We start from the raw sequence: 25,417 nt of genomic DNA, 5'->3' as shown, positions 1-25,417 counted from the left end.
ATTTGCATCTTTTTTAGATTGCTTTTTTATTACTCTTCTTTCTTTTCTGTATCCTTCTCTAAAATATTGTTCACTAATTTTTGGAGTTCATTGCGATTTGGCAGATACAATTCATATTTTGAAACAAATAAATTGCTGTCCATACCGTAAGTTGCATATTCTACAAGCAGTTCATCTTTGTTATGACTCAGGATAATGCCAATCGGTGGGTTATCATCTGCCATATTTTCTTCTTTTGCGAAATACCCCATATACATATTCATCTGACCGATGTCTATATGCTGGACGGAATTTTTCTTTAAATCAATCAGCACAAAGCATTTCAAAATTCTGTGGTAAAATACCAAGTCCACATGGTAATGAATATTGTTTACAGTTAAGGGATACTGCCTGCCCACAAAGGTAAATCCTTTTCCTAATTCCAACAAGAATTTTTGGAGATTATCTATTATTTTCTGCTCCAAGTCTTCCTCACTATAACGCTCTTTCTCCGGAAGTCCCAAAAATTCTAATGTGTAAGTATCCTTGATAACATCCTCTGGCTTGTCATAAGTAATTCCCTCTCTGGCAAGTGCCAGAATTCCTTCTTTATCTCTGCTTGTAGCTAATCTAAGAAACAAAGCGGAATCCATCTGTCGCCTGAGTGTTCTTACATCCCACTTTTCCTTATAACATTCTTTTTCGTAAAAACTTCTTTCTAATTCATCATCAATCTTTATCAGCTCACAAATATGCGACCATGTCAATTTGTCAGACACCGTCTGACAATTCTCATAACAAAGATAAAACTTCCGCATATTGTTGAGGTTTGGGCGGCTGTATCCTCGTCCCAATCGCAAAGTTAATTGATGCGAGAGTGTTGTTAATAATTTTGAACCGTATGCTGCTTTAACATTTCCATCCTGCTCAAACTCAACAATATATTTTCCGATTTTCCAATACGTCTCTGTAATTACACTGTTTACTTTTTCAGCTATCTCTTTTTTGGCATTTGAAACTGCTGTTTCAATCTCATCCACCAATGGCTGAAGCATATTTGTCTGCTCTAAATCATTCATAATATATCCTTTCCGAATTTGTCAGACAGTGTCTGACAAATTCAATTTCCATTTTTATGTATTACGTTGTCTCCATTTCTCTTTAGCTTTTTCCAAATCGCTCTATCACTATATTTCCCTTGAACTAATATTATATTTCATATTTGCATAAAAAGAAATATAATAATTACAAATACTCCTCCTTCCCCTTATCTCTTTGCACGGAATTTTCTATATTATTCCCCGCAGCCTTTACTTTCATAGTCTCAAGCTTTTCTTTCAAGGATACCCTCTGTGCCGGCTTATCCGCCATCGCTGCTGTGAGCCTCATTCCCTGCGGATTTCCATTCTCCACAGCATAATTATGTCGGGTATTTTCTATGGGATACGGTTTTCTGGTATCTGCCACCTGCTCAGTACCCAGTTCCGATTTATCATCTTCCATACCTATTCCGTCATCTCCCTTTTCGTCCATATTGAGCAGGGCATTTAAGGCAGAAAGGCGGTCTAACTTCTCTGAAAGCTCTGCTTCCTGTGCAAATGGCTTTGTAACCTCTACCTTCGCTGTTTCAAGCTGACGCTCCACATTCTCCAGCTTTGTGGATGCTTCTGCCAGTTCCTTTGTCATGGCTTCCAACGCATGGTTGATACGGGAAATGTTACCCAGCGGGTCAACACCAATCTCCAGATTATGACTGAGCTGTCCTTTGATGTTCATAACGAATTTATGGTTAAAGGAATCAAAGGACACCGCCATTTTAAAGCCTGCATACTCTCCAATGACTGCCGGAGCATTAACGCTCTTGATTTCTTTGCACATCTCCACAAGTGCAGTTCCGGCTTCTTTTTTATCCGTATAGACCTTATTCCCGACCCTCATAGAGAAAAACTCCTTATCTGCTGGGAGATTGGTTTTTGCAGTCTGAATATCTGCCTGCAAGCCACTGATACGCTCCTTCAGAATGGTTATCTGCTGTGGATAATGCTTTGCAATGTTGTCCTCCAGACGGTATTTCTGACTGGTGTGGTTGGCTTTCATCAGTTTCAGCTTGCTGACCTGAATATCCAAATCCATCTTTTCTTTTATATAGGGATTCCCCGTTGCCAGAGCCTTAACCTCTGCATAAGAAAGTGCTGCTTCGTCCACATCCTCACAACTTCGCACCGGAGATTTGCTTGTCATAATCTGACCGATAAATTTCTGCTTATTCTCGATAAGCTGCCATGAGTAGCTGTCAAATGTTCCCTCTGTCACATACCGGAAAATCTTAACCTTTGGATTCCTGTTGCCCTGCCGCAAAATACGCCCCTCCTGCTGTTCAATATCAGACGGACGCCACGGTACATCGAGGTGGTGCAGAGCAATCAGTCTGTCCTGCACGTTTGTCCCGGCTCCCATTTTTGCAGTAGAACCCAATAAAAAACGAACCTGTCCGCTTCTTACCTTACTGAACAGCTCCGCTTTCCTAAGCTCCGTATTTGCCTGATGTATAAAGGCGATTTCTTCTGCGGGAACACCTTTTTCCATCAGTTTATTTCTTATATCCTCATAGACATTAAATGTACCATCTCCTTTCGGTGTCGATAAATCACAGAAAATAAGCTGTGCTGATTTCTCCCCTTTGGTATCTTCCCAAATCTCAAATGCCTTATCCACACAGGTTTTTGCTTTGGAATGTTCCTCATCGGGGAGCATATCGTTGATCAGACGCTGGTCGAGTGCCAGTTTTCTTCCATCGTTGGTAATCTTGAGCATATTATCCTGATGCGGCTCTACCAGTCTGTTACGCACTGTCTCCGCCCGATCTGCCAGCGATGTTACCATCTCTTTCTGATATTCGCTGGGTTTCAGCACCACGTTCTCATATTCTGCTTCCGGCACAGGCAGCTTTAACATATCCGGTGTCTGGATATCCGCACTCTCCTTGAAAAGTGCAATCAGCTCCGGCAGATTGAAGAATTTTGCAAATCTTGTCTTTGCCCGGTATCCTGTTCCCTCCGGTGCCAGCTCAATGGCGGTCTGTGTTTCTCCAAAAGAAGCTGCCCAACTGTCAAAATGCCCTAATCCCATCTTCTGAAGCGTACCATACTGAAGATACCGCATATTGGTGTAAAGCTCCGTCATACTGTTGCTGAGCGGCGTACCCGTAGCAAACGTAATGCCCTTTCCGCCAGTCAGCTCATCAAGGTACTGGCACTTAGCAAACATATCGGAGGACTTCTGTGCTTCCGTCTGTGCAATGCCCGCCACATTCCGCATTTTCGTGTATAGAAAAAGGTTCTTATAATTGTGACTTTCATCTACAAACAGCCTGTCCACACCTAACTGCTCAAAGGTTACAACATTATCTTTCCGGGAAGTATCGTTGAGTTTTTCCAGTCTTGTCATAAGGGATTTTCTGGACTTTTCCATCTGCTTAATGGTGTAACGCTCCCCGTTATCTGCTTTCGCCTGCTCTATGGCAAGCTCAATCTCATCAATCTGTCTTTCGATAATGCCTATCTGTCTTTCCTGCGACAACGGGATTTTTTCAAACTGGCTATGCCCGATAATGACAGCATCATAATCTCCGGTGGCGATTCTGGAACAGAATTTCTTCCGGTTGGCTGGCTCAAAATCTTTCTTCGTTGCCGCTAAAATATTTGCTCCGGGATATAACCGCAAAAAGTCACTCGCCCACTGTTCCGTCAAATGATTGGGAACAACGAACAGGCTCTTTTGGCATAACCCTAACCGCTTGCTTTCCATTGCTGCAGCAATCATTTCAAAAGTCTTTCCTGCTCCCACACAATGAGCAAGCAGGGTATTGTCCCCGTAAAGCTGGTGTGCCACCGCATTTAACTGGTGCGGTCTAAGGTCGATGTCCGGTGTCATGCCAGGGAATTTCAAATGGGAACCGTCATATTCTCTTGGTCTGGTAGAATTAAAGAGCTTGTTATATTTCGCCACCAAGTCCTGTCTACGTTCCTGATCTTCAAATACCCAGTTCTTAAAGGCTTCCCGGACTGCCTCCTGTTTCTGACTGGCAATCATGGTTTCCTTTTTATTCAGGACTCTCGTTTCCTTTCCGTCCTCTATCACGGTATCGTACACCCGGCTGTCCTTTAAATTCAGAGAATCCTCTAAAATCTGATAAGCATTTCTCCGGTTTGTACCATAAGTCATATTTACAAGACTGTTTCCGTAATCCGCACTTTTTCCTTTTACATTCCACTGTCCTGTCACATCGGAATACTGAATCCCCATTGTATTCCGGTTGAAGAGATGCTGCGGTGTTTCAAAAACATCACGCATGAAATCTTCAATATATTTCGGTTCAACCCATGTGGCACCGATACGCACCTCAATCTCGCTGGCATCCAGTTCTGTGGGCTGCACCTGTGTAAGTGCCTGCACATTTATGTTGTATTCCGGGTGGTTTTCGGCGTAAATCTTCGCTGTTTGCAACTTATCCCGGACATTGCCGCTTAAATACTCGTCCGCTGCTTCCCACCTGTCTGTGACCGGATTCTGAAAGATAATGCCCGTCAGTTCTTCTTTGATTGTATCAATCTCTTTTCCGGTCAGCTCCGCCATATAAGAAAGGTCAACTTTTGCTTTTTCTGATAAAGATACTGCCAGAGCTTCCGTTGCTGTATCCACGCTTGTAACCACTTCCGCTTTCTTAATGGTACGTTTCGTGAACATATCCGCTTTGCCTTTGAAATTTCCCTCGTCATCCAGCTTTTCCAGAGAACATAACAGACAATAGCTGCTGTCCTGATTAAAGGCTCTTTTGTTGGTCTGGGAATTGATTAAACCGTATTTTCTGCTGAACGTATCATAAAGGGTATTCAATTCTTTCTGCTTTTCCTTAATCACAGTATCCGGATATTCTTCCAACTGCAAATTGATAAGCTCTTGCGTACAGTTTCGGATTCCTACCATGCCTTTTATGCGTTCCTGCATGGATTCTGACATATCCACAGGCTTCATAATGGAATTTTCACGGTAATATACCTTATCTTCCACCAGTGTGTAGCTGTAATTCTTTACGTCCGGGTCTGCCGGAATGGTGGCATCTGCCAGCTCATTCGCAAGCTCGTCCGTCTCCACTGCTTCGATTTCCCCGTCAATCCGGCTGACCGCATCCATTAACTGCTCTGCAAACAGTCTTGTAGCATCCGGTTGGCAGGTGCTTTCCATGCCATAGGGACCGCTGACCATTTCCATCTTCCCAACAATCATTTCCGGGTGTTCCGCAAAGTAGGTATTCATGGCGATACCGTTTGCATCTTCTGATAAATGTACCCAATCCGGTTCTATGTCCATCACACGGTCACGCTTCTTAAAAAACAAAATATCCGAAGTGACTTCTGTCCCTGCATTTTCCTTAAATGCTGTATTCGGAAGTCTGACCGCCCCCATAAGCTCCGCTCGCTGAGCCAGATACTTTCTGACCTCCGGACTTTTTTTATCCATTGTTCCCTTACTGGTAACAAAAGCAACCACACCGCCGGGACGGACTTTATCTAATGTCTTTGCAAAGAAATAATCATGAATCAGGAAATTATTTTTATCATATTGTTTATCCGCTACCTTATACTGTCCGAATGGCACGTTGCCGACTGCTACATCAAAAAAATCATTCGGATAGTCTGTTTTTTCAAAACCGGATATTTTAATATCCGCTTTCGGATAGAGCTGTCTTGCAATCCTGCCCGTAATACCATCCAGCTCCACACCATAAAGTCGGCTTTCCTGCATCTTCTCCGGCAGCATTCCGAAGAAATTTCCGATACCCATTGCAGGCTCTAATACATTCCCCTTTTCAAATCCCATACGGTCTAAGGTATCATAAATACTGCGGATAATGGCAGGACTGGTATAGTGGGCATTTAAGGTGCTTTCCCTTGCAGAAGCGTACTCCTGCGACGATAACAATTCCTTTAACTGCTGATATTCTCCCGCCCATGCAGATTTGCTTTCATCAAAGGCATCGGCAAGCCCGCCCCAGCCAACATACTGTGATAAAATCTGCTGTTCCGACCGTGTGGCGATACGGTTCTCGCTCTCCACCTTTTCCAAAGTACGGATTGCTTCTATATTTCGTCGGAATTTCTCTTTCGCACTGCCTGCTCCTAACGCATCGTCTGTAATGTGGAAATTGACCGCATTGGATTTATCAATCTTTGGTGCAGGCTGCTTCACAGGCTTTTCTATGGCAGGTTCTTCCACTGACTTTTGGACATCGTGTCCAGAAGTGTCCGGTTCCATGCTTTGCAGATAGTGTTCCGCTTCCTCTTTTGTTTCAAAGGTGGGAATTGTACCGTCCTCTTTTATATAATAATCTTCCCTGCCATGATCCCATACTGCAAAATCCTGTCCCGGCTCAAAGGCATCGCTGGTTTCCTCAACTGAGAATCGTGATTCTGTTTCCGCTACATCTTCCGTTCCTTCAATGCGTGAAAATACCTCCGCTTCGTGTCGGTCTATATCTTCCATTGCAATGAGATTCAAATAATCGTTTTCAATTTCTTCCCTGCTCGGTTTGTAATCATATTCAAAATGGACATTTTCGTTTATGAGTACGTAAAAGAACGCATTGTCCTGCATGGAATTTCCAAGCACATAGTTATTTTCTTCCGACTTCCATTCATCAATCTTTAAACACAACTGCCCGTCAATGGTAATCTGCTGTGCCGCAATCTCCTTTTCCTGCTCCATATACCGTCTTGTCTGATTGATAAATCCATTTAAGACCGCCGGATGGGAAGAAACAATCAAATCACGGTTCTCATACTTGGCATACGGTTCTATTTCTTTTGCCCATGCCTTATTGTCGGGAGAAAATCTGCCATCGTGCGTCAGGTGCATGACAGTATTGGCAAGTACATAGCTGACACGCTCGCTACCATATTTTCGGATTACTTCATCCGGTGTATCTTTCGGCAGACGATACCCGTCAAATTTTTCCGAAATCGTCCGTTCAATGGCTTCTTTACAGGCAACCTTCGTTTTCCGTTCTATTACCGCCTGTGCTTTTTCCAGCGCTTTCTGTGCTTCTTCCTCTTTGTACCGGGCATAGGCTTCTTTCCCTGCCGGAGATAAATACTTATCTTCCGCCACCAGCTTTCGGATACGCTTTTCGACTACTTTCCAAGACAGCAGCACTTTCGCATAAGGTTCGCAGATATTTCCCTTTTTTAATTCAATCCCTTTAAAGTTGTGGTCTTGCCAGCTATGGTCTGCTCCGGCAAGTGCATGAGAGCCGCCTCCAATGCCATATTCTTTTTTCAGAAATTCCGCTGCTTCTTTGCTGTCATGCTTTTCCTGAAAATAATCATAGATGCGGAAAGAACCATGTGAATATCCACTTCCCCTGCCAAGATTATGGTCTATCTCGTCCTGAGTAATAAAATCCTCCCTTTTTATTTCCACATGGTCTGCGGTTGGAAAGATTTGTTTTTCTATCAGCAGATTGTCAAGTTCCTCCCGCAGCTCCTCTTTTGGCATAACTGAACGGAAACGTAGCTTTTTCTCTCCGGTTTCAAGCTGATGAAGTGCCTGATCCATGTGGGAAGCCACAAGCTCAACTCCTTCTTTTGTAGAAAGGTATTCTATCATTCTTGCATGAGCCTCCGGATAATTTCCTGCTTTTAGCCCAAGCTCCTCCGGCAGTTCTCCCATGCCATCCCGGAAAAAGAAAAAGAGATGCCCTGCAATCCGGTCACGTTCTGCTTCGTCAGTCAGATAAGCTTCATTTGCTCCCATATAGGTACCGTTTACTACCTGTGAGCGGATTTTTGCTTCCACCTCCTGCCAGTTCATCTGAAGCACCGGACGCTCTGTCGATGTGCCATATCCGACACGCATCCCATCCTCATTGAACCATACCGCTAACTGCTTTCCGTCAAATTCAAAGCCCTTTCCGGTTGTTCCATACTCTTTCTGTAAGAAAGCAGCCATCTCCTCCGGTGTCTTTCCCTGCTGATATTTGGTGTAGATACGCTTTCTGCTGTTATCCCTGCCTCCGCCGCTCCGCAGAATATCCGCTATCTGCTCCGGCGGTATCTTTGTTTCTGACCGTATCGGTGTCACTGTTTCCGCCTGTTTCATGGCAAGATTGCCAGCCTGCTCCGTAAACATGGAAAATAAGTCAAGCTGCTGGTACATTCCCGCTGTTTCAATCCGCTCTGCGGTTTCTCCTGGAAGAAGATATACTCCGTCCTCCATATAGGAATTGACAAGAAAACGTGCTTCCTCCCATGACAGCCTGCTTTCCGCTTCACGGGTCAGATAATTGCCTTTCCATAAGGTAATACCGTCCTCATCGGCACGGTAGCCGCCCCGCATTTCCCCGATATTGAACTCGGTGTATTCTTCCATGCGGAACGAATTTCTCAGATAATCCGCCTGAATCTTTGCATCCTGCTCTATCTGAAAATACCCAGCTATTTCCGGTCTTTTATGCTTCAGGAACTCATCACTGCATAAAATACCACGCTGTAAGTCCTCCCCCTGCTCTGTTTCAGACAGCTTCGGAAAAAAAGAACCGGATAATGAATGTTCTCCACTATCCGGTTCTGGTATTTCTTCTTCCTGTATGTCATTTTCTAACTGTAAATCAGTTCCGTCAGCACGATCTCCTCCGCTGAATGTCTGATGTTGTTCATCTTCGCTACCCACTTCATCTGATCGGCTGCTTTCAGTTCCTCGTTCACTCCCTCTGCTTTCGCCATCTGTTCGCTCAGGGCTTCCATTCTCTGCTCTGCCTGCTCCTGTATCTCCAGACAGTGTGCTTTCAGCTCGCCCGCCAGTATCATGCCCTGATAAATCCCTTTCCGGTGTTCCTGTAAGAAGTTCTTCCGCATCATACCGTACTTCGTCAGCGTTCCCTCCGGTTCCTCGTTCGCTGTCAGGTTCGGAATCAGATAATCCCCGTTCTTTTCGTATGTCAGTTTCATGTGCCGCATCCTCCTTTTTGCTCTGTATTTCTATCTCCTGATTGTTTTGTAGCTCCTTTTCACTTTCACGCTTTAAAGCATTATAGTCTGTATCTGCTTCATTTGCAAGCACTTTCTCCGTATTTTCCAAAGAAGTTTGTGTGCGTCCTGCATTAGCTTTTTCCTGTGCCTTCCTGCGGGCAATCTGGCGGTCATACGCTCCTATGGTTCTGCCTATCTCCATTAAAAGCGGCTTGCACATATCTGTGGTGGCTGTACCAACAACAGACAGGGTTTTCATCGTATTAAAGTCGCTGATATATTCAAATCCCTGCTCGTCTTTCCACAGTTCCATATCTGCACCGCATCGTGACAGTATGGTGTAAGCAATACTGGAAGAAAGCGTATCACGAAGCCTGACACCTACATTTAACTCGTCCAGTTCCTCTAAAAAGCTGCCCTCTTTCACATATTCGATTTCCGGCAGAAGTTCTTCATAATAATCCAAAGCAATCCGATTGGATATTTCCATTATCCGCTGTTCAAAGGAGCTGTTTTTATCCGTTTCTCCGTATGTCTTTTCAAGCTGTGCCAGGACTGTTTCTTTATGCTCCTCACGCAACTCCCACAAATTCGGATCACGTCCTATCCGCCTTGCCTTATGTACGTCGGACACATCGAAAACATATTTCAATCTTGTATAGGAATTTTCCGTATCCAGCAGGGCAATTCCCTTTGCTCCACGGTTTACCCAGCAATTCATCTTCTCATTCCATAGTTCAAGGGACGCACAGGCTGTTGCATCCGGTCGTTGTGCAAAAATAAGTATCTGTTCATTGAACGGATATTTATAAAGCCTTGCAGCGGTAGTCAGATACCTTGTCCACTCCTGCCCGTTTTTCGCTATCTCTTTTGCGGTATCCTCCGCCAGATAGGAAATCATCTGATATTTTGTTACCATAAGCATTCCTCCAAAATGACGGAGGGGATAACCCCCGCCGCCTTATTCATAAAAACCGTGTTCTTCGATACCGTTTTCCAGAATTGTGCCAATCAGCTCCTCCAATTCCATCTCCTTCAGCTCGCTGATCACAATGAGCTTTGCAAGGATATCTTTTTCCACCGGAACGACATAGCTTTCTTCATCAGGGCAAAGCTCCCGTACACAAATCTCCAGTCCGTCTGCAATTTTGCAGAGCGTACTTATATCTGCTTCCCGGATACCTGCCAGAATATCCATCAATACATCTTCCCTGACACCGCACCGCAAAGAAAGTTCTGGAATATCCATATCCTGCTCTTTCATAATGTTTAAAATTTTATCTCCGGTGCTGTAAACAACGGTCTTTTTCATTTCTGTATTCATTTTTCTGTCTCCTTTTCACTTGCTTTTTCTCGGTGGAAATTCCATCTTGAATTTGTACTGCGAACCTTTGATTTCCTTTCCGTCTTTGATATAAGAATAATCCTCAATTCCCTCCGGAATCAGGTACGCATCGTAGCTTCCCTTTTTCCCTTTTAATCCTCTCACAAGGGTCTTTTTCCCTTCAAGCAGACTTTTCATCTGTGTATCGGAAAACGTTGCTCCCATTGCCCTACCCACATTCATGCCGCATTTTTGTTTGCAGTAAGCACCGAATTTTCCTTTTACTACATCGCTGCCGCATTTCGGGCATTTTCCAAGCACTTCCTGCATCGTTCCAAACAAAGACTTCTGATCGTCACTGATACTGTGGTAGGTTTGCACCAGCTCCCGCACCATATCTTCAATGCCATCCATGAACTCCTGCATGGTGTATTCGCCTTTTTCAACCAAAGTCAGCGTATTCTCCCAATCTGCTGTAAGCTTCGGGGATTTTACCATATCCGGCAGAACAGTAATGAGCTTCATCCCGTCCTCGGTGGGAAGCATCTGCTTTTTCTCCCGTTTCACAAAACCGTCTTTGACCAGCTTTTCAATAATGTCAGCTCTGGTGGCAGGTGTGCCAAGTCCTTTGCGTTCCACCTCATCGCCCATATCCTCTGCTCCGGCACGTTCCATCGCAGAAAGCAGGCTGTCCTCGGTAAAATGTTTGGGAGGCTGCGTGAATTGCTCTGTTACCTTTGTCTGGATAACTGGAAACGTCATGCCTTCAGAAAGCTCCGGCAGTTTCTTCTCTTCCTTATCCTCATCTGTTTTTTCTACCCGGTAGGTACGTTTCAATGCTGCTTCAAATTCTTTCCACCCGTTCTGCAGAACCGTTTTTCCGGATACATGAAAGCTGTAACCACCGCAGGAAAACTCTGCTTTTACCGTTTCATACAACTGCTTTTTCCCGGTTGCACATAACAGACGATTAGCGACAAGGGATAAGATTTTCATTTCTCCCTCCGGCACAGCGGAAAGGTCTGTCTTTGTAATTTCTATGGTGGGAATAATTGCATGGTGGTCGGTCACTTTTTTACTGTTCAACACTCTTTTTATATCCGGCTCTGCTCCGGTCTGTTCCTCAAAGAGAATCGCCTGATAAACTGCCCCGATTACCGCTTTTGCAGTTTCTTCCATATCATCGGATAAATACTGGCTGTCCGTTCTCGGATAAGTGACCAGCTTTTTCTCATAAAGGCTCTGGGTGTACTCCAATGTCTGCTTTGCAGTAAAACCAAAGATACGGTTGGCATCCCGCTGAAGCGTGGTAAGGTCATAAAGTTTTGGTGGTGCAACGCTTTTATTTTCCTTTATAACGGAACGAACCACTCCACTCTGACTTTCACACGCTGCAGCAATACTTTCTGCCCTTGCCTTATCGTCAATCCGTTCTGTCATGGCATCTATCCCATCCATCAGAATATGAGCCATGTAATACTGCTCTTTTTCAAAATTCATAATCTTCACTTCACGGTCTACCAGCATGGCAAGGGTGGGCGTCTGTACTCTGCCCACCTTTAATACCTTTCCGCCATACAGTACAGTAAATAATCTCGTACCATTTAATCCCACCAGCCAGTCTGCCTGCTGTCTGCAAAGTGCAGACTGGTACAGGCTGTCATAATCGCTTCCCGGCTTTAAGTTTTCAAACCCGTCACGGATTGCACTCTCCTCCATTGATGAAATCCACAGGCGTTTCATTGGTTTCCGGCAGCCTGCCTGTTCATATACCAGACGGAAGATAAGTTCTCCCTCCCGTCCGGCATCGGTGGCACACACCACACTTTCAACTCTTGTATCGTGCATCAGATTTTTCAAGATTTTATACTGCGTTGCTGTTTCCTTTTTCACTTCATGCTGCCACTGCTCCGGTATCATGGGCAGGCTCTCATAGCTCCATTTTTTCCATGCTTCTGAATACATCTCCGGCTGTGCCAGCTCTACCAGATGTCCTACACACCATGAAACGAGAAATCCGTTTCCCTCCATGTAACCGTCTTTTCTCTCTTTCGCCCCGATCACATGGGAAATTGCCTGTGCTACGCTGGGCTTCTCTGTAACCACCAACTGCATACCTTATTCCTCCTGTTCGTCAAAGAAATCTTCTTCCGTATCTTCCTCCGATTCCTCATCTTCGTTTTCATACTCCTCGTTATCTTCCTCATCTTCATCTTCGTCCTCGATAAAGTCCTCTTTTTTCTTGCGGACAACCTTAAAATAATAAGCAGCTCCGATAACGATTAAGGCAAGACTACCAATCAGCACATACGAAATCATCGGATTCGGTGCTTCTTTCACTTCCGGCTCCGGTTCGGTTTCCTCTGTATTTCCCGTACTCTCTGCACCTTCCGTACCTTTTTCTGTTTCCGTTTCCTTTCCCTCTGTATCTGCCTGCTCTCCGTTGTTGTTTGGCAATGCACTCTCCCCATTCGGAATTGCAGATTCCAACGCAGCGGAATTTTTCGGCAAGGTTTCACTGTTATCGGAAGTTGCATTTAACAGGTCATTTTCCGTAACCTCAGTCAAAAAATATACCATTTCTTCCTCTCCGTCCCGGTCAATAATCAGATAGAAAACTTTCTCCGTGGCGGTCTGAATAGTATAAAACTCCTTGCCCTGACCGGATTTTTCCGTACTTTCTGTTTTCCCGCTTTCTGCCTCCGCAGCTTCTTTCATTGCCTGCTTTTTCTGTTCGGCAGGACTTGTCTGTGATGTGGTATTTCCGTTACTGTCTGTTTTGGTATGCTCCGTCACGGTTCCCGTAGCACTCCCCGGTTTCGTCGGGGTCGCACTCTCCGGGAGCTGCTCCGCCGGATTCCCATCACTGGTATCGGCAGGGTCTTTATAGTACGGATTTTTCGTTTTATAAACCTCAGACATATTTCCGGCATTGTCCATTGCAGAAATGGTAAAATACTCATACCCTGCGTCAAACTGCTGGAGGCGGATATTTAACGTACCGCCCGTCAGATCTGTAAACTCATATCCATTGACATATACCGCCTTTGCACCGGAATCCGTATCATGTACCTGTATGCTTAAAAGCCCGTCACTGACTGCCGCATTTAAGGTCGGCTTTACGGTATCAAAGCACTTTATGGCACGGTTCTTCTCATAGGTATTGCCTTTCTGGTCTGTGACAAGCACATACACGGTACAGTTCTCGGAAATCCTTAATTTCTTTTCCTCCGTCACATCTGTCCAGCTTCCATTCTGCCCTACCTTTGCCTCTATCTTTGCGATTTCAAAATTCCCCGTATCTGCGGTATCTTTTACACTGAAAGAAACGGAAACAATGTCATTATGCCACTCCTCCGGCTGTCTGATTTTGATACTCACATTCGGTTTTTTATAGGTACAGAGCTTATAATCTGTGACGCAGACGGGACAGTTTTTGTCATACTCATACGCACCGCATTGATCTTCGCAATTACATACCGGCTCCGGTTTATCATTTCCCGATACAGTGCCATCCCCGGTGCTTTCATCGGTACTGCCTTCTGTATTCTCTTCGGTGCCGCCTTCGGTGCTTCCCTCCGTGCTGCCCTCCGTAGTTTCTTCCGTGCTTCCCTCGGTACTGTTTTCTGTATTTTCCTCCGTACTGACATCAGTTTCACTTTCGCCGGGTGTCTGCTCCGTACTTTCCTCCGGTTTGGATTCTTCGGTTTCTTTTGTTTCTTCGGCAAAAGCACTGATTGCGTAGTTCCCATTTACAGAAAACGCTACCGCAGGCATGGTAAATAGCACAGCGGACAATATCAGTGATATAACTGCCTTAGATGATAACTTCCTGTTCTTCATGGCTGTAAGCCTCCCTTTCTTCTGATTGTGCTGCTTCTTTCTGCTCTTTTTCTTTCAGCAGACGCATAATTTCTTCTTCGCTGACCTTGTTTAACAGAATCAGCCGATCCAGAGAGATTTTATTCTTTTCAATGAATTTCATCTTCTCCGCATCCTCTGCCATCTGAAGCTGTTCCGCCAAATCCCTCTCCCTCGCCTGCAATCCCGCAAGCTGTTCCCGGACTTTGGAAAGCTCCTTTACAATTCTCTCTTTCGTCATCGTTCCTCACTTCCTGTTATTTTAATTTCCTGATAATCTTCCAAACGCATAAAAATGGCTCTGCCAATAGGACGAATTGATTGAAGCGTAACTGATTGGATCTCCGCAATGAATCATGACCCCGTTTCCGCAGTAAATCCCCACATGGCTGACTGGTACGCCCGAATTGTATGTACCTGTAAAAAAGATAATATCCCCCGCCTTTGCATCTGCCGCCGACACAGGCGTACACTGGTTATAAATGCCCTGTGCTGTGGTTCGTGGCAGGTTATGGACACCGCTGTTTGTAAATACCCAGCAGACAAAACCGGAACAGTCAAAGCTGGTGGACGGACTGGAGCCTCCCCATACATAGGGATAGTCTAAATATCTCGCCGCTTCTTCCATAAGTGCCTGCACGGTTGCATCGTCATAGGAATCCGGCGGTATCACATTTCCTCCGCCGCTTCCGCTGCCCGGCGTTTCGCCATACAGCGTATCCGTGCCTGCTTCAAAATAAAAAAGAGGGTTATAATATTCCCCCTGATACAGACATTCGATATGTAAATGACTTCCGGTACTGCTTCCCGTATTCCCTGTTGTTCCGATCACATTTCCATGCGTCACGCTCTGTCCTGCCCGGACATTTAAGGTATCCATGTGGGCATATTTTGTGCAGTAGCCTTTTTCATCTTCAATCACTACATAATTTCCGTAATAGCTGTCATAAGTTGCGGTAGTTACTGTCCCGTCCATCGCCGCATATACGGTTGTTCCGGTAGGTACTGCAATATCTACGCCCCGATGTAACTGTTCCTGCCCTGTGACCGGATTGATACGCCAGCCATAATAACTGCTCACATAGTTGTACCAATATAAATCAAGGGGCTTATAAAACTGCTGTGTCAGCCCGTGGGTCTGGTTATAAAAAGCATAGATTTCTCTCTGCTCCTCATTCATGCGTCCGGCAACTACTACGTTTAAATCTTTTGCTGTCAGGGTCACTTCCAGAATGGTTACGGTATATTCCTCTTCCACTTCATACTCGTATTCCTCTTCTGTTGTTTCCCCCGTAACCGGGTCTGTTACCGTATGAGTGCCTGTTTTTGTTACCGTCCTTGTCCTCGTTTCCTCTGTAGGATTTAGTGTCAACTCATACATTTCATCAAACAGATATTCTATTTCTGCCTGTACCTCACTTGCAGTAAATTCCGTATGGACTGCCGACAGATAGCTGATCAGTGCAAATGGGTCATGCCCGATAGATGCCAGATTATAACGGTACTCATCATAATCCGGATAAGTGGTTTCTATGGCATCAATCTCTGCCTGCAATTCTTTTTCCAGTTCAGAAAAAGCTAAATCTGCCGCATCTATTTCTGCCGGAACGCTCATATAACTTCCTGCCAGCGTGGTACTGATTCCTCCGGCAAACATCGCCCCACAGGAAGATACTGCTGTCATAATCATCACAAGAAGCACCGAAAAGGCTCCTATGGCAAGCAGAAGCGAAACATTTTTTGATGCAATCTCCTGTATCTTTCTGGCTGCCGCTGTAAAAAGATTCCCGGACTTCGCCGCTGTTTCCTTTGCGGCTTTCGCTGTCTGTCCCGCCCGTCTTGCTTTTGCATATTCCCGTTTGATACGCTGCTTTTGCAGTCTTTTCTGCAACTGCTTCTGAATGGTCTTTTCCTGCATTTCCGGATTTTCTTCCAAGAACTTCTGATAACGGAAATTGACCTCTTTCTGCATCTGCTTTTTCTCCAGCTTTGCAGCTTTCGCTCTCCGTCTTTCCGTTTTCCCTTTGTAATGCCCTTTGAAAAAGCGGTAAACATCTTCCCCGCTCTGCTCTGTCTTGTGGGCAGCCTCCACACCGGAATTTTCTTTCTCCACTTCGGCAACCTTACTATGGGCAAAATTAGAAGATTCCATTCCCACCCTGCCAGCCGCTCTTTTTACCGGACTGTCCGGTTTGAATGGTTTCTCTTTTTTTACAGAAGTCAATACATACTTTGTTCTGCCCGTCTTTTCATCAAAAACACGCTCCAGAGAATACTCCGTTTTCTTTGGAATCTTCTTTCTTGCAGCTTCCGTCTTTTTTCTGGCTTTCTCCGCTTTCTTTTGCAGTCGGTCTAACTTTTTGCTTCCATGAAATTCCGGTTCTGCCTCTTCGGTAAAGGTAGTGTCCTTTGTCTGGAAATCCTGTTCAAAATCAAATTGCTTTACTCGCTCCCGGCTCTTTATCTCCCGCCTTTGATACCTGCCCTTTTTCTGTGACGAATGATAGGTGTCCCTGTGGCGGTAGTCATCGCTGGCAATTTTTCTACCCTGCTCCTCTCCGGCTTCCTCCGTAAAAGTGCTGTCCGGCTGCATAAAATCGCTTTTAGACTTCTCTCCGGCTTCTGCTCCCTCGGACTTTTGGACATTCTGTCCAGAAGCATCTGCTTTCTGATACTTCTTTGTATTTTTCGACCTCTGGACATCGTGTCCAGAAGTGGTATCTGCATCTCTCGGCTGATATGCTGCGGATTTTTTACCTTTACCCTCGTTTGCTTTCTTTGGAATTTCTCCGGTAAAGGTTTTTTTCTCCTGTGCAAATGCAGCCGGTTTCTGTTTCTTTTTCTCCGCCACTACTCATTTACCTCCTGCCTTACACTTTCCTCTGGTTTGGTATTCATAACCGCAAAGGTCTTGGTATCTACCGGATATTTATCTACGAACGGAATAACCACGTTGTCAAACAGAATCAGTCCGCACCCCGGCTCGGAATTGGTTACATGGGCAAGCTGTTTTTCTGACAATCCCAGCTTATCTGCAAGGATTGCCTGATCCTTTGCATTTTGATTCAGGAGATATACAAAATCGGAATTGCCGAGGATTCCCTCGATTTCCTCCGACTTCAAAAAATCGCCTACGTTCTGCGTCAGCCCCGTAGGAATACCGCCCCACTTACGGAAACGCTTCCAGATTTCCACCGAATAGATAGCGGTCTGCTTCTCCTTCAGCAAAAGGTGGAACTCATCACAATAATAGCGGGTGGCAATCTTACGCTCCCGGTTCTGCGATACCCTGTTCCAGACCGCATCCTGTACGATTAACATTCCAAGCTCTTTCAACTGGTTTCCCAAGTCCCTGATGTCAAAGCACATGATACGGTTCTGACTGTCTACATTCGTCCTGTGGTTAAAATAATTCTGCGAACCATGCACATATAGCACAAGGGAGTTTGCAATCCGTTCTGCCTTTTTGTTCTTATGCTCTAACAGGGCATTATACAAATCCTCAAGGATAGGCATATTCTCCGGTACGGGATTTTCAAAATAAGCATCGTAAATATGACGGATACATTCGTCAATGATACCTTTCTCATCATTTTCCAGACCGTTCTTTCCTCCGGCAATCAAGTCACACAGAGTAATGATAAAATCGGATTTCAGCTTTAAGGCTTCCTTATCCCCTTTATGGGAAAGCTGAATGTCCATCGGATTTAAATAATCTTTGGAATTGGTTGCCAGCCTTACCACCTGTCCGTGCAATGCTCCCACAAGGGCAAAATACTCGCCCTCCGGATCGCAGACCACAATATCGTCCTTTGTCATCAGGAAACAGGAAAGAATCTCACGCTTTGCACTAAAAGACTTACCACTTCCCGGTGTACCAAGAATCACACCGTTTGGTGTACGAAGCCGTTTCCGGTCTGCCATAATCATGTTGTTGGAAAGGGCATTTAAACCATAATAAATAGCCGGAGCTGGCATAAATAATTCCTGCGTACAGAACGGTACTAAGATAGCGGTACTCTTTGTTGTCAAATCCCGTTCAATTCCCGTATCGTTGCACCCGATTGGTGCCGATGCCATCAGTCCCTGCTCCTGTAAATACTGCATACATCTGAGGTTGCAGTTCGCCTGTTGGATAATGCCGGATACCCTCTGCGTGATATTTTCCAGTTCCCGCTTGTTTCTGCCATAGCAGGTCAGAAGAAATGTCATCTTTACCATTTTCTGATTGCTGCTGTTTAAATCGTCCAAAAGGTCAAGGGTATCTTTTTCATAAGTGATAATGTCCGTTGGAAGAATGTCCATGTCATAACCTGACCTTACCGCCTTTTTCTGCTCTTCAATCTTCATCTTCTGAATATTCGTCAAAGCACCTTTTAGCATCTTAATCGCCTTGACCGGATCCATTGTCTGCATATGCATGGTAATAGTCAGGTTCGCATCCAGATCAAGAAGCTTTTTCAACAACTCATCATCAAACTTCGGGGCAATAATATCCAGATAATGCACACTGCCATACATTTTTCCCGCCTTAAAACGACTCGGATAGCGAAAATCAAATCCCGGCGGAGCGATGTAATCTTTCACACTTTTTCCCGACTCCGCCAGTTCCTTAAAAGAAAAACGGAAAGGCTCCATAGTATCCTGGTTAAAATACTCATGCAGGATACGCAGACGTTCCTTTCCGTCAAGGCTCTTAGCGTGTGTGCCCAGATTAGTCAAATTTTTAATCACATCTGCTTCAATGCTGACAAGTTTTGCCCTTGCCTCCTTAAAGCCTTTACTCTCAATTCCAAAAATCAGATACTTTGATTTGATAATACCGTTATTTCCCTTTGCAGCCTGTTTCTTTAACATCTGCGTGTATTCCTCACGAATATCATCAAAATCATCTGCCTGCAATGGAATGTCAAACTGGTCAATTAAGGTCTGCTCGTTAACCTGTCGGTTGAACAGGAACAGCTCAAATTTAATAGACGGGTCAAAATAATTGATAAGCCTGCTGTATTCCTCCAGTATTTCCCCCTTATCCTCGATTTCCAGCAGGTCATAATTTATATCGTAAAACTCCACCATTTTCGTATAAAAGCCAGAAGTGACCTGACAGATACCGTCCCGGTACATCTTCTGAAAGGTAATGGTCTTCTGTGCTGTGGTGGGCTTTTCTGCGTTTTTATTCGTTCCGGCAAGCATGTGTTTTAACTCCGCAAGCCTTCTCCGCTCCACAAAGGTCAGCCCCGGCTTCGTTTTTCCTTTTTTCTTATGTCTGTCCGGCTTTTCTGCCGCCTGCTTTTTCTTCAAGTTTACGCACCTCCTCTTTTATACGCTCTGTTTCTTCTAATCTTCTGTAAATATTTTCTGATTTGTAGGGACGAATCCCCGGTGTGAGGAATTTCTGCCTTATCATAAAATACAGAATCTTCTCTGCCGGAAATCCGTCCTTCTCATACATTGCCAGAAAGAAAAAAGGCAGCATGACCGCTACCATCAAAAGTGCCGATGCCTGTGTGCCGATAAACCCTTTTGTAAAAATGTAAAAGGGAATCCCTACCGCACCTGCACCGCTGAAGCAAATAAGCTGGCGTTTCGTCAGATTTAACGCTACTTTTGTCTTTATGCCGCTTAAATTCTTTGGCACTGCTACGGATATTGCCATAACATCACAGCCGGAGCTGATACTGCAAGCCCCGGCTGTTCCCTCCTTTCTTTGAAATGTGTTCTAATGAGCATTCCAGATTGATTTCGCAAGGGAACCTGTCTTGAACAGGCTGAAACACAGAACAACGGTATAAGCTGCCACCGACCACAGTGCTGTGTGCAGATTGTCCGCAACCGCAATGCCGGATACCAGCACCGCATAGATTGCCACGCATACCATAATGAAAAATCCCTGAAACGCCAGTGAACACAGTCCCTTGATATAATTGTTGCCGATACCGCCCCATTCCCGGTTACTGAATGTGGCAAAGGGAACCGGAGCTACTGAAATATAAAGGTAGATTTCAATCATTCTCCCGAAAAGCATGACGGTAATAAGCAGGGAGATGATTTTCATACATAAGCTGACAATCATAGTTTCGATACCAAGCCCGATCAGCTCGCCGATGCCCATTGTATCAATCTGACTGTCAAACATGGTTTTTAGGGTATCCGTCACATCAATGGTAGTGGAACCCGAAACAATACCGCCTGCTCTGGTCACGATATGGTTTCCCACATCAAAAATCGCCATTGTGATGTCAAAGGTGTAGCTGAGAAGCAGCACAGCGATACAGGCTTTGATAAGGTAACGGAAAAAGAACTCGCTTCCTACTTCATGCATATTGTTCTTATCCATGACCATTGTAATCAGCTCATAGCAGAGTATCGCACTGATGATCATGCCCGCTATGGGTATCATCACATTTTCCGAAAGGTTCTCTATCATAGAAAACACTCCGCTGTTCCATGAACTGGGTGTCCTGCCGACTTCCCCTGCGATTGTTCCGACCTTATCATTCACATCTGTAAACATCGTAGTAAGGTTGTCCATGACCCACCCTTGCAGTATTTCCTTTATAAATTCAGTTATCTTGTCGAGAATCGCTCCCATGACTTAGGAAAACAGGCTTGTAAGCTGCGGAATTACCGTCTGTGCCACAATTACAATACCGCCACCCGCCATGAGCTGCTTGACCCCTTGTGATTTTGCCCCTGGGTTATCATTTCCGTATCCCTCAAGAAGATTGATAACGCCCCATACTGCCACGCCTGCTCCGATTGCGGTTACAACGGTCTTTAATCCTGTTACTGCTGATGTAAAAAATGCCATATTCAGTTACCTCGTTCTTTCCGAAAATTTATTTTTTGCAAAAAATAAGGAGCATTGCTTTCTATCCGCAAAACTCCTGTACCTCTGGACATCGTGTCCAAATGTTCCTATTCAGTTGTATCCGGGGAAATCTCCCCGCATTCAAAGGCTTCATCTACCTTTGTCTTTTCTGTGACCTTCAAGTGGTGCAGATGTTTCACATACTGTTCCATATCAAAGGCATTTTTCTTGTCATAATCGGACAGCTCTTTGTACCGCTTGTGCTTCGTTATATCGAATTTATCCGAGAAAAATGGTCTGACACCTCTAAGCTGCATAATACATTTCCCGCCATCCATGACAGCAATCTCATCTTGGCTCATCAGTTCCTTTCCGGTCTTTTGGTAATTCAGACCGTAGGACTGGCTCGTCCCCCTCGTATCCGAGGTGTTGTACAGGTCAATGGTTTCTTTCCCCAATACCTCTGCTAATTCCTTTAGGGTGGTCTTTTCCTTTCCTCCGAGAAACAGCGTAGTGTCGCAGTTGCCCTCTATGGTATCGGCATTGTCCCTGTAAATCGCTTTGAGCTGTGATTTTGACTGCAAAATAATAGAAGCTGATATTTCCCTGCTTCGGATCGTAGCAATCAGCTTCTCAAACTGTGGAATCTGCCCGATGTTCGCAAACTCATCAAGGAGCATACGCACATGAACCGGGAGCCTTCCGTTATAAACATCGTCTGCCTTGTCGCAAAGCAAATTAAAGAGCTGGGAATACATGATAGACACCACAAAGTTAAACGTAGCATCTGTATCAGAAATAATAACGAACAACGCTTTTTTTTCCTCTCCCAGCGTGTCAAGCTCCAGTTCATCATATTCCATCAGGTCACGCAGCTCTTTTATATCAAATGGTGCTAACCTCGCACCGCAGCTAATCAGAATCGACTTCGCTGTTTTTCCTGCCGCAAGCTTATATTTCTTATACTGCCTTACAGCAAAATGGTTCGGGTCTTTTTCCTCCAGCTCCTCAAAGAGCAGATCAACAGCATTTTTGAAGTTTTCATCGTCCTCTCTTGCTTCACTTGCATCAATCATATCAATCAGCATGGCGAAATTCTGTTCTTCCTCCGGTGCTTCGTACCAGATGTATGCAATCAATGCTGTATAATAGAGTTTTTCTGCTTTGACCCAAAAGTCCTCACCGGATTGCTGCCCCTCTCCTTTTGTGTTGACTATGATTGTGTTGACGAGTTTCAAAATGTCCTTTTCGCTCCGCAGATAAGCAAATGGATTATAATGCATGGATTTTGCAAAGTTTATGGTGTTGAGGACTTTAATCTTATACTTGCCCCGCTTCAGCATCTTCCCACATTCCACTAAGATTGTGCCTTTCGGGTCAGTGACGCAATAGGACGAGTGCATCTGCATCAGGTTCGGCTTCACGAAAAATCTTGTTTTACCGGAGCCGGAACCGCCAATCACAAGAATATTTTTATTTCTTGCATACTTCGGTTCTTTCGGTCTGCCGGACATCATCAGACGCTCCGTAGCGGTCAGAAGAATATTATTTTCAAATACAGAATCCATATATGGCTCTATATCTTTGGCATTCCCCCACCGTGCAGAACCGTATTCCACACCCTGCCGGAATTTCTTGGCATTCTTCGCCTTATAATAAACAATGAATTTTAAGGCAACGCCTCCGGCGATTCCAATCAGCAAATCACTCAGAAAAAAACTGGGGAACGGATTGGAAAACATCCTGTCCATTTGGCTCATTACTACCATCATCTTGTCAGACGCATTACTGCCCTCTGCCACTCTCCATAAAAATGCTGCCTTATTACAGAAGTACCCGGCAAGCACATAGGGAAGATTCAGCAGTATCAGCTTTTTAACATCTGCACTTTTTGCTTTTTCCTTCAGCTTTTTGGGGACAGCTTTTAAATCTTTGGTAATGCCTGCTATGATATTAGTCATAGGCTCTGCCCCCTGTCCTTATTCTTTTCCCGGCTCCGTTCTTTGTTCTGATCCTTTGATACCACATCCCGGAAATGCTTTAATTTCTGCCTTACAGAAGTCCTACTGTTCTTTTTCTCATTTCCATAAACAAATTCCTTAAATGCCTGTGCCACAGCATCGGCATCCCTGCCCTTGAAAAATACCAGATACTTCGGTGGCTCGGTGGTCTTATCCTTTTTCACAGCAAAATCAACATTGTATTTACGAGCTACCCGCTCAAAGGATTTGATATTGCCATCTGTGATTTCAATGGATGAAGCACCTGCACCCTCGCCCACCAGTTCCTTAACCGACACTTTCCCATGCGTTTTCTGTGCCTGTTTTCTGCAATGATTCAGATACATTCTCATGGCAGATTTCAGGATATTGGCATCCAGCTTTGCAGCCTTAATCACAAGGGCGATTGTTTTCTGCGTTACTTCTTCCTGCATCTGTACCTCCTTCTTTCCTTTTTACTGCTGTTCCTTCAGGGCGGAACAAGCAGCCGATGTAGTAAATATTTCATGTTCTCTCCTTTCCGCTTCTGGACATCGTGTCCAAAAATTCTGATTTACAGGCAGCCTGCTCTGATACAGTCCTCGTACTCCCTTAATGCTTCCTCTGTATCTGCATCCACAGATAACTGGATACGAACAAAATCATGCAGCGTTCCCGCTAAAAGAAAATCCTTATAAAGCCGCCCAAAATCCTCAACAAACTTCTTTATCAAATGTTCCGGATCATCTCCAGCATGATATTGTACATAAATCTGACTTCTGCCTGTGTTTCCCAGCATATCCGTCAACTGATACGTCAGCTCTCCTGTCTGCTTGACCGAAATCTGAATCAGATTGTAATTCTTTCTCAATTTAAAATAGCTACTATGATACTCCGACGTTATTGTGATGTTTGGATTTTCTTCCAGTTCCATCACAACATCTGCCAGTTTTCCCAATAACGCTGCGGCTGCTTTTTTCTGAAATTCTCTCTTTTTCATTTCATCTGACCTCCATCCGGCTTCTGGACATCGTGTCCAAAAGCAATAAAAAAGGGCAGCTACAAATCTTTCGACTCATAACTGCCCTGACGCTGTTTTCTGTTTTTCCATGCCCTATTCCTTATATCGAATGACAGGGCACTGTTTTTGTTTATTTCCTATTTTTCTCCGCTCCAAGGCAAACACCATATCTCCGGTTCGCTCAAAAAAGCCGATGTCCTTTTTCCAGCTCATTCCACATTTGCAATGCTGCAAACCAATAAACTGCTGTTTCATTCTCCTGCCGCATACCGGACACCGCTTATTACTGCTTCCCTTTTTCTTTTTCGGCACATCCTCCTTTTTCTCCTTCGGCGGCTTTTCTTCCGGTATCCCATTTTCCGCAATACGAAGCTCATATCGTGGCAATTTTAAAAGATATGCTCGGTAAACCTCTTCATACGGAACCCAGATTGCAAGAGATTTCAGTTTTTCATAAATCCGGTCAATAATCTGCTTTGCTACCTCCTCATTTGGTATCTCTCCATTTTCCTTATAGAAAATGCAGGTTTCCCGAAACATCCAGTCTGCTATTTTCATCTTCTGCTTCTGTTTTAAATCCTTATAGGTCTTATTCGGCTGTTTCTGCTGTTTATATGCCAGTGAATGATGATTTGGTTTCATACAATCCCTCTTTCGGACAAATTCTGTTCAAAGCCATTATAACAAAATTTATGCCTGTATCAAATATTTCCGGTACATTTATTTCAACAGCATAACCGTACACATCTGTGCATGGAACAGACCATTCTCCACCGTAACATTATCAAGCAGCAATGCCTGAAACAACACATTCCTCACATTTTCAAGACTGACGATTTTCTGTTCATTCTCCGGCAGATGTACAAACTCCACACCGTCCTCCACAGCAGATTTTCTTGCGGCTTCACAATGAGTAAAAAGTCCCAGAATATACTTATTTGACATGGCAAAAGCATAGGTTTTCTGTCCATCATATACAATCTGGTACTTCTCCGCTGCTCCTTCCGGCAGACTGAAAACGCACTGCACTATTTCTAAACAAACCTTACCTGCATAGTCCGGTTTCAGTTTATTTTTATAGCGTTGTATTTTCCACTGGATTTCACTACGCTCCACAGGGGAATGGGTACGCTTAAACTGAATTTTCCGGCACAACATATCCAAATCCATATACACGTTATTTCCTACAAGATGCTCCGTATATCCTCTATATTCCCCCAACCGCAACAAATACGAAAGCACCTCATTCAGCTTTTCCTCTGATTCTATGAACTGAAACGGTTTTTCTCCAAATTCCAGATATTCAAACTGTAATGGGCAGCTCCCTTTCTCTATCTCCCGTTCCATAACTCTTTTTACATCTCGTAATGATTCCATTTTGCTCCTTTCCGCTTCTGGACATCGTGTCCAAAAGCA

The 25,417-nt window shown here is 44.5% G+C and carries 15 protein-coding genes and 1 pseudogene; all 16 read right to left on the bottom strand.

All coding sequences use genetic code 11. The features are described 5' to 3' along the window. Window positions 1-29: 29 nt before the first annotated feature. Window positions 30-1,058, bottom strand: a complete 1,029-nt coding sequence (locus LIZ87_RS02915) for a PDDEXK nuclease domain-containing protein (RefSeq protein ID WP_002596362.1) — start codon at window positions 1,056-1,058, stop codon at window positions 30-32. A 166-nt stretch (window positions 1,059-1,224) separates the two neighbouring features. Beyond that, complete coding sequence (locus tag LIZ87_RS02910) at window positions 1,225-9,924, bottom strand: DUF3849 domain-containing protein (RefSeq protein ID WP_002596361.1); 8,700 nt, start codon at window positions 9,922-9,924, stop codon at window positions 1,225-1,227. Between the two features lie 42 nt (window positions 9,925-9,966). Then, entirely contained in the window at window positions 9,967-10,329 is a 363-nt protein-coding gene (locus LIZ87_RS02900; RefSeq protein ID WP_002596360.1) for a helix-turn-helix domain-containing protein, read from the bottom strand. A 15-nt stretch (window positions 10,330-10,344) separates the two neighbouring features. After that, complete coding sequence (locus LIZ87_RS02895; protein ID WP_002596359.1) at window positions 10,345-12,444, bottom strand: type IA DNA topoisomerase; 2,100 nt, start codon at window positions 12,442-12,444, stop codon at window positions 10,345-10,347. A 3-nt stretch (window positions 12,445-12,447) separates the two neighbouring features. Then, window positions 12,448-14,172, bottom strand: coding sequence for a CD1107 family mobile element protein (locus LIZ87_RS02890; protein ID WP_002596358.1), 1,725 nt, complete (start codon window positions 14,170-14,172; stop codon window positions 12,448-12,450). Continuing rightward, complete coding sequence (locus LIZ87_RS02885) at window positions 14,147-14,431, bottom strand: hypothetical protein (RefSeq protein WP_002596357.1); 285 nt, start codon at window positions 14,429-14,431, stop codon at window positions 14,147-14,149. The genes LIZ87_RS02890 and LIZ87_RS02885 overlap by 26 nt, the downstream gene beginning before the upstream one ends. A 21-nt stretch (window positions 14,432-14,452) precedes the next feature. After that, window positions 14,453-17,041 (bottom strand): CD1108 family mobile element protein, encoded by a 2,589-nt coding sequence (locus LIZ87_RS02880; protein WP_002596356.1) that lies wholly within the window; start codon window positions 17,039-17,041, stop codon window positions 14,453-14,455. Next, window positions 17,041-19,383: a VirB4-like conjugal transfer ATPase, CD1110 family gene (locus LIZ87_RS02875; protein WP_418536083.1), complete on the bottom strand. Its 2,343-nt coding sequence runs from the start codon at window positions 19,381-19,383 to the stop codon at window positions 17,041-17,043. The genes LIZ87_RS02880 and LIZ87_RS02875 overlap by 1 nt, the downstream gene beginning before the upstream one ends. 67 nt (window positions 19,384-19,450) lie before the next feature. Next, complete coding sequence (locus LIZ87_RS02870) at window positions 19,451-19,846, bottom strand: PrgI family protein (RefSeq protein WP_002596354.1); 396 nt, start codon at window positions 19,844-19,846, stop codon at window positions 19,451-19,453. A gap of 63 nt (window positions 19,847-19,909) precedes the next feature. Beyond that, window positions 19,910-20,782: a VirB6/TrbL-like conjugal transfer protein, CD1112 family gene (locus LIZ87_RS02865; protein ID WP_038259682.1), complete on the bottom strand. Its 873-nt coding sequence runs from the start codon at window positions 20,780-20,782 to the stop codon at window positions 19,910-19,912. A gap of 3 nt (window positions 20,783-20,785) precedes the next feature. Next, entirely contained in the window at window positions 20,786-21,001 is a 216-nt protein-coding gene (locus tag LIZ87_RS02860; protein ID WP_071144656.1) for a Maff2 family mobile element protein, read from the bottom strand. A gap of 107 nt (window positions 21,002-21,108) precedes the next feature. Then, window positions 21,109-22,740: pseudogene (locus LIZ87_RS02855) on the bottom strand (VirD4-like conjugal transfer protein, CD1115 family); the annotation flags it as partial. A 218-nt stretch (window positions 22,741-22,958) separates the two neighbouring features. Further along, the gene (locus LIZ87_RS02850; protein WP_002596311.1) at window positions 22,959-23,435 is read right to left on the bottom strand and encodes a PcfB family protein; all 477 of its coding nucleotides are present in this window, start codon (window positions 23,433-23,435) and stop codon (window positions 22,959-22,961) included. A 119-nt stretch (window positions 23,436-23,554) separates the two neighbouring features. After that, entirely contained in the window at window positions 23,555-23,980 is a 426-nt protein-coding gene (locus LIZ87_RS02845) for a hypothetical protein (protein ID WP_002596310.1), read from the bottom strand. A 114-nt stretch (window positions 23,981-24,094) separates the two neighbouring features. After that, complete coding sequence (locus tag LIZ87_RS02840; protein WP_002596309.1) at window positions 24,095-24,643, bottom strand: hypothetical protein; 549 nt, start codon at window positions 24,641-24,643, stop codon at window positions 24,095-24,097. A 78-nt stretch (window positions 24,644-24,721) separates the two neighbouring features. Next, on the bottom strand, window positions 24,722-25,378 hold the full coding sequence (locus LIZ87_RS02835) for a hypothetical protein (RefSeq protein WP_002596308.1): 657 nt from the start codon (window positions 25,376-25,378) through the stop codon (window positions 24,722-24,724). Between the last annotated feature and the right edge of the window lie 39 nt (window positions 25,379-25,417).

The sequence above is a fragment of the Lacrimispora sp. 210928-DFI.3.58 genome, assembly GCF_020554865.1.
Classification (GTDB): domain Bacteria; phylum Bacillota; class Clostridia; order Lachnospirales; family Lachnospiraceae; genus Enterocloster.
Note: the sequence above shows the minus strand (reverse complement) of the source record. Positions and strands in the feature narration are given on the sequence as shown.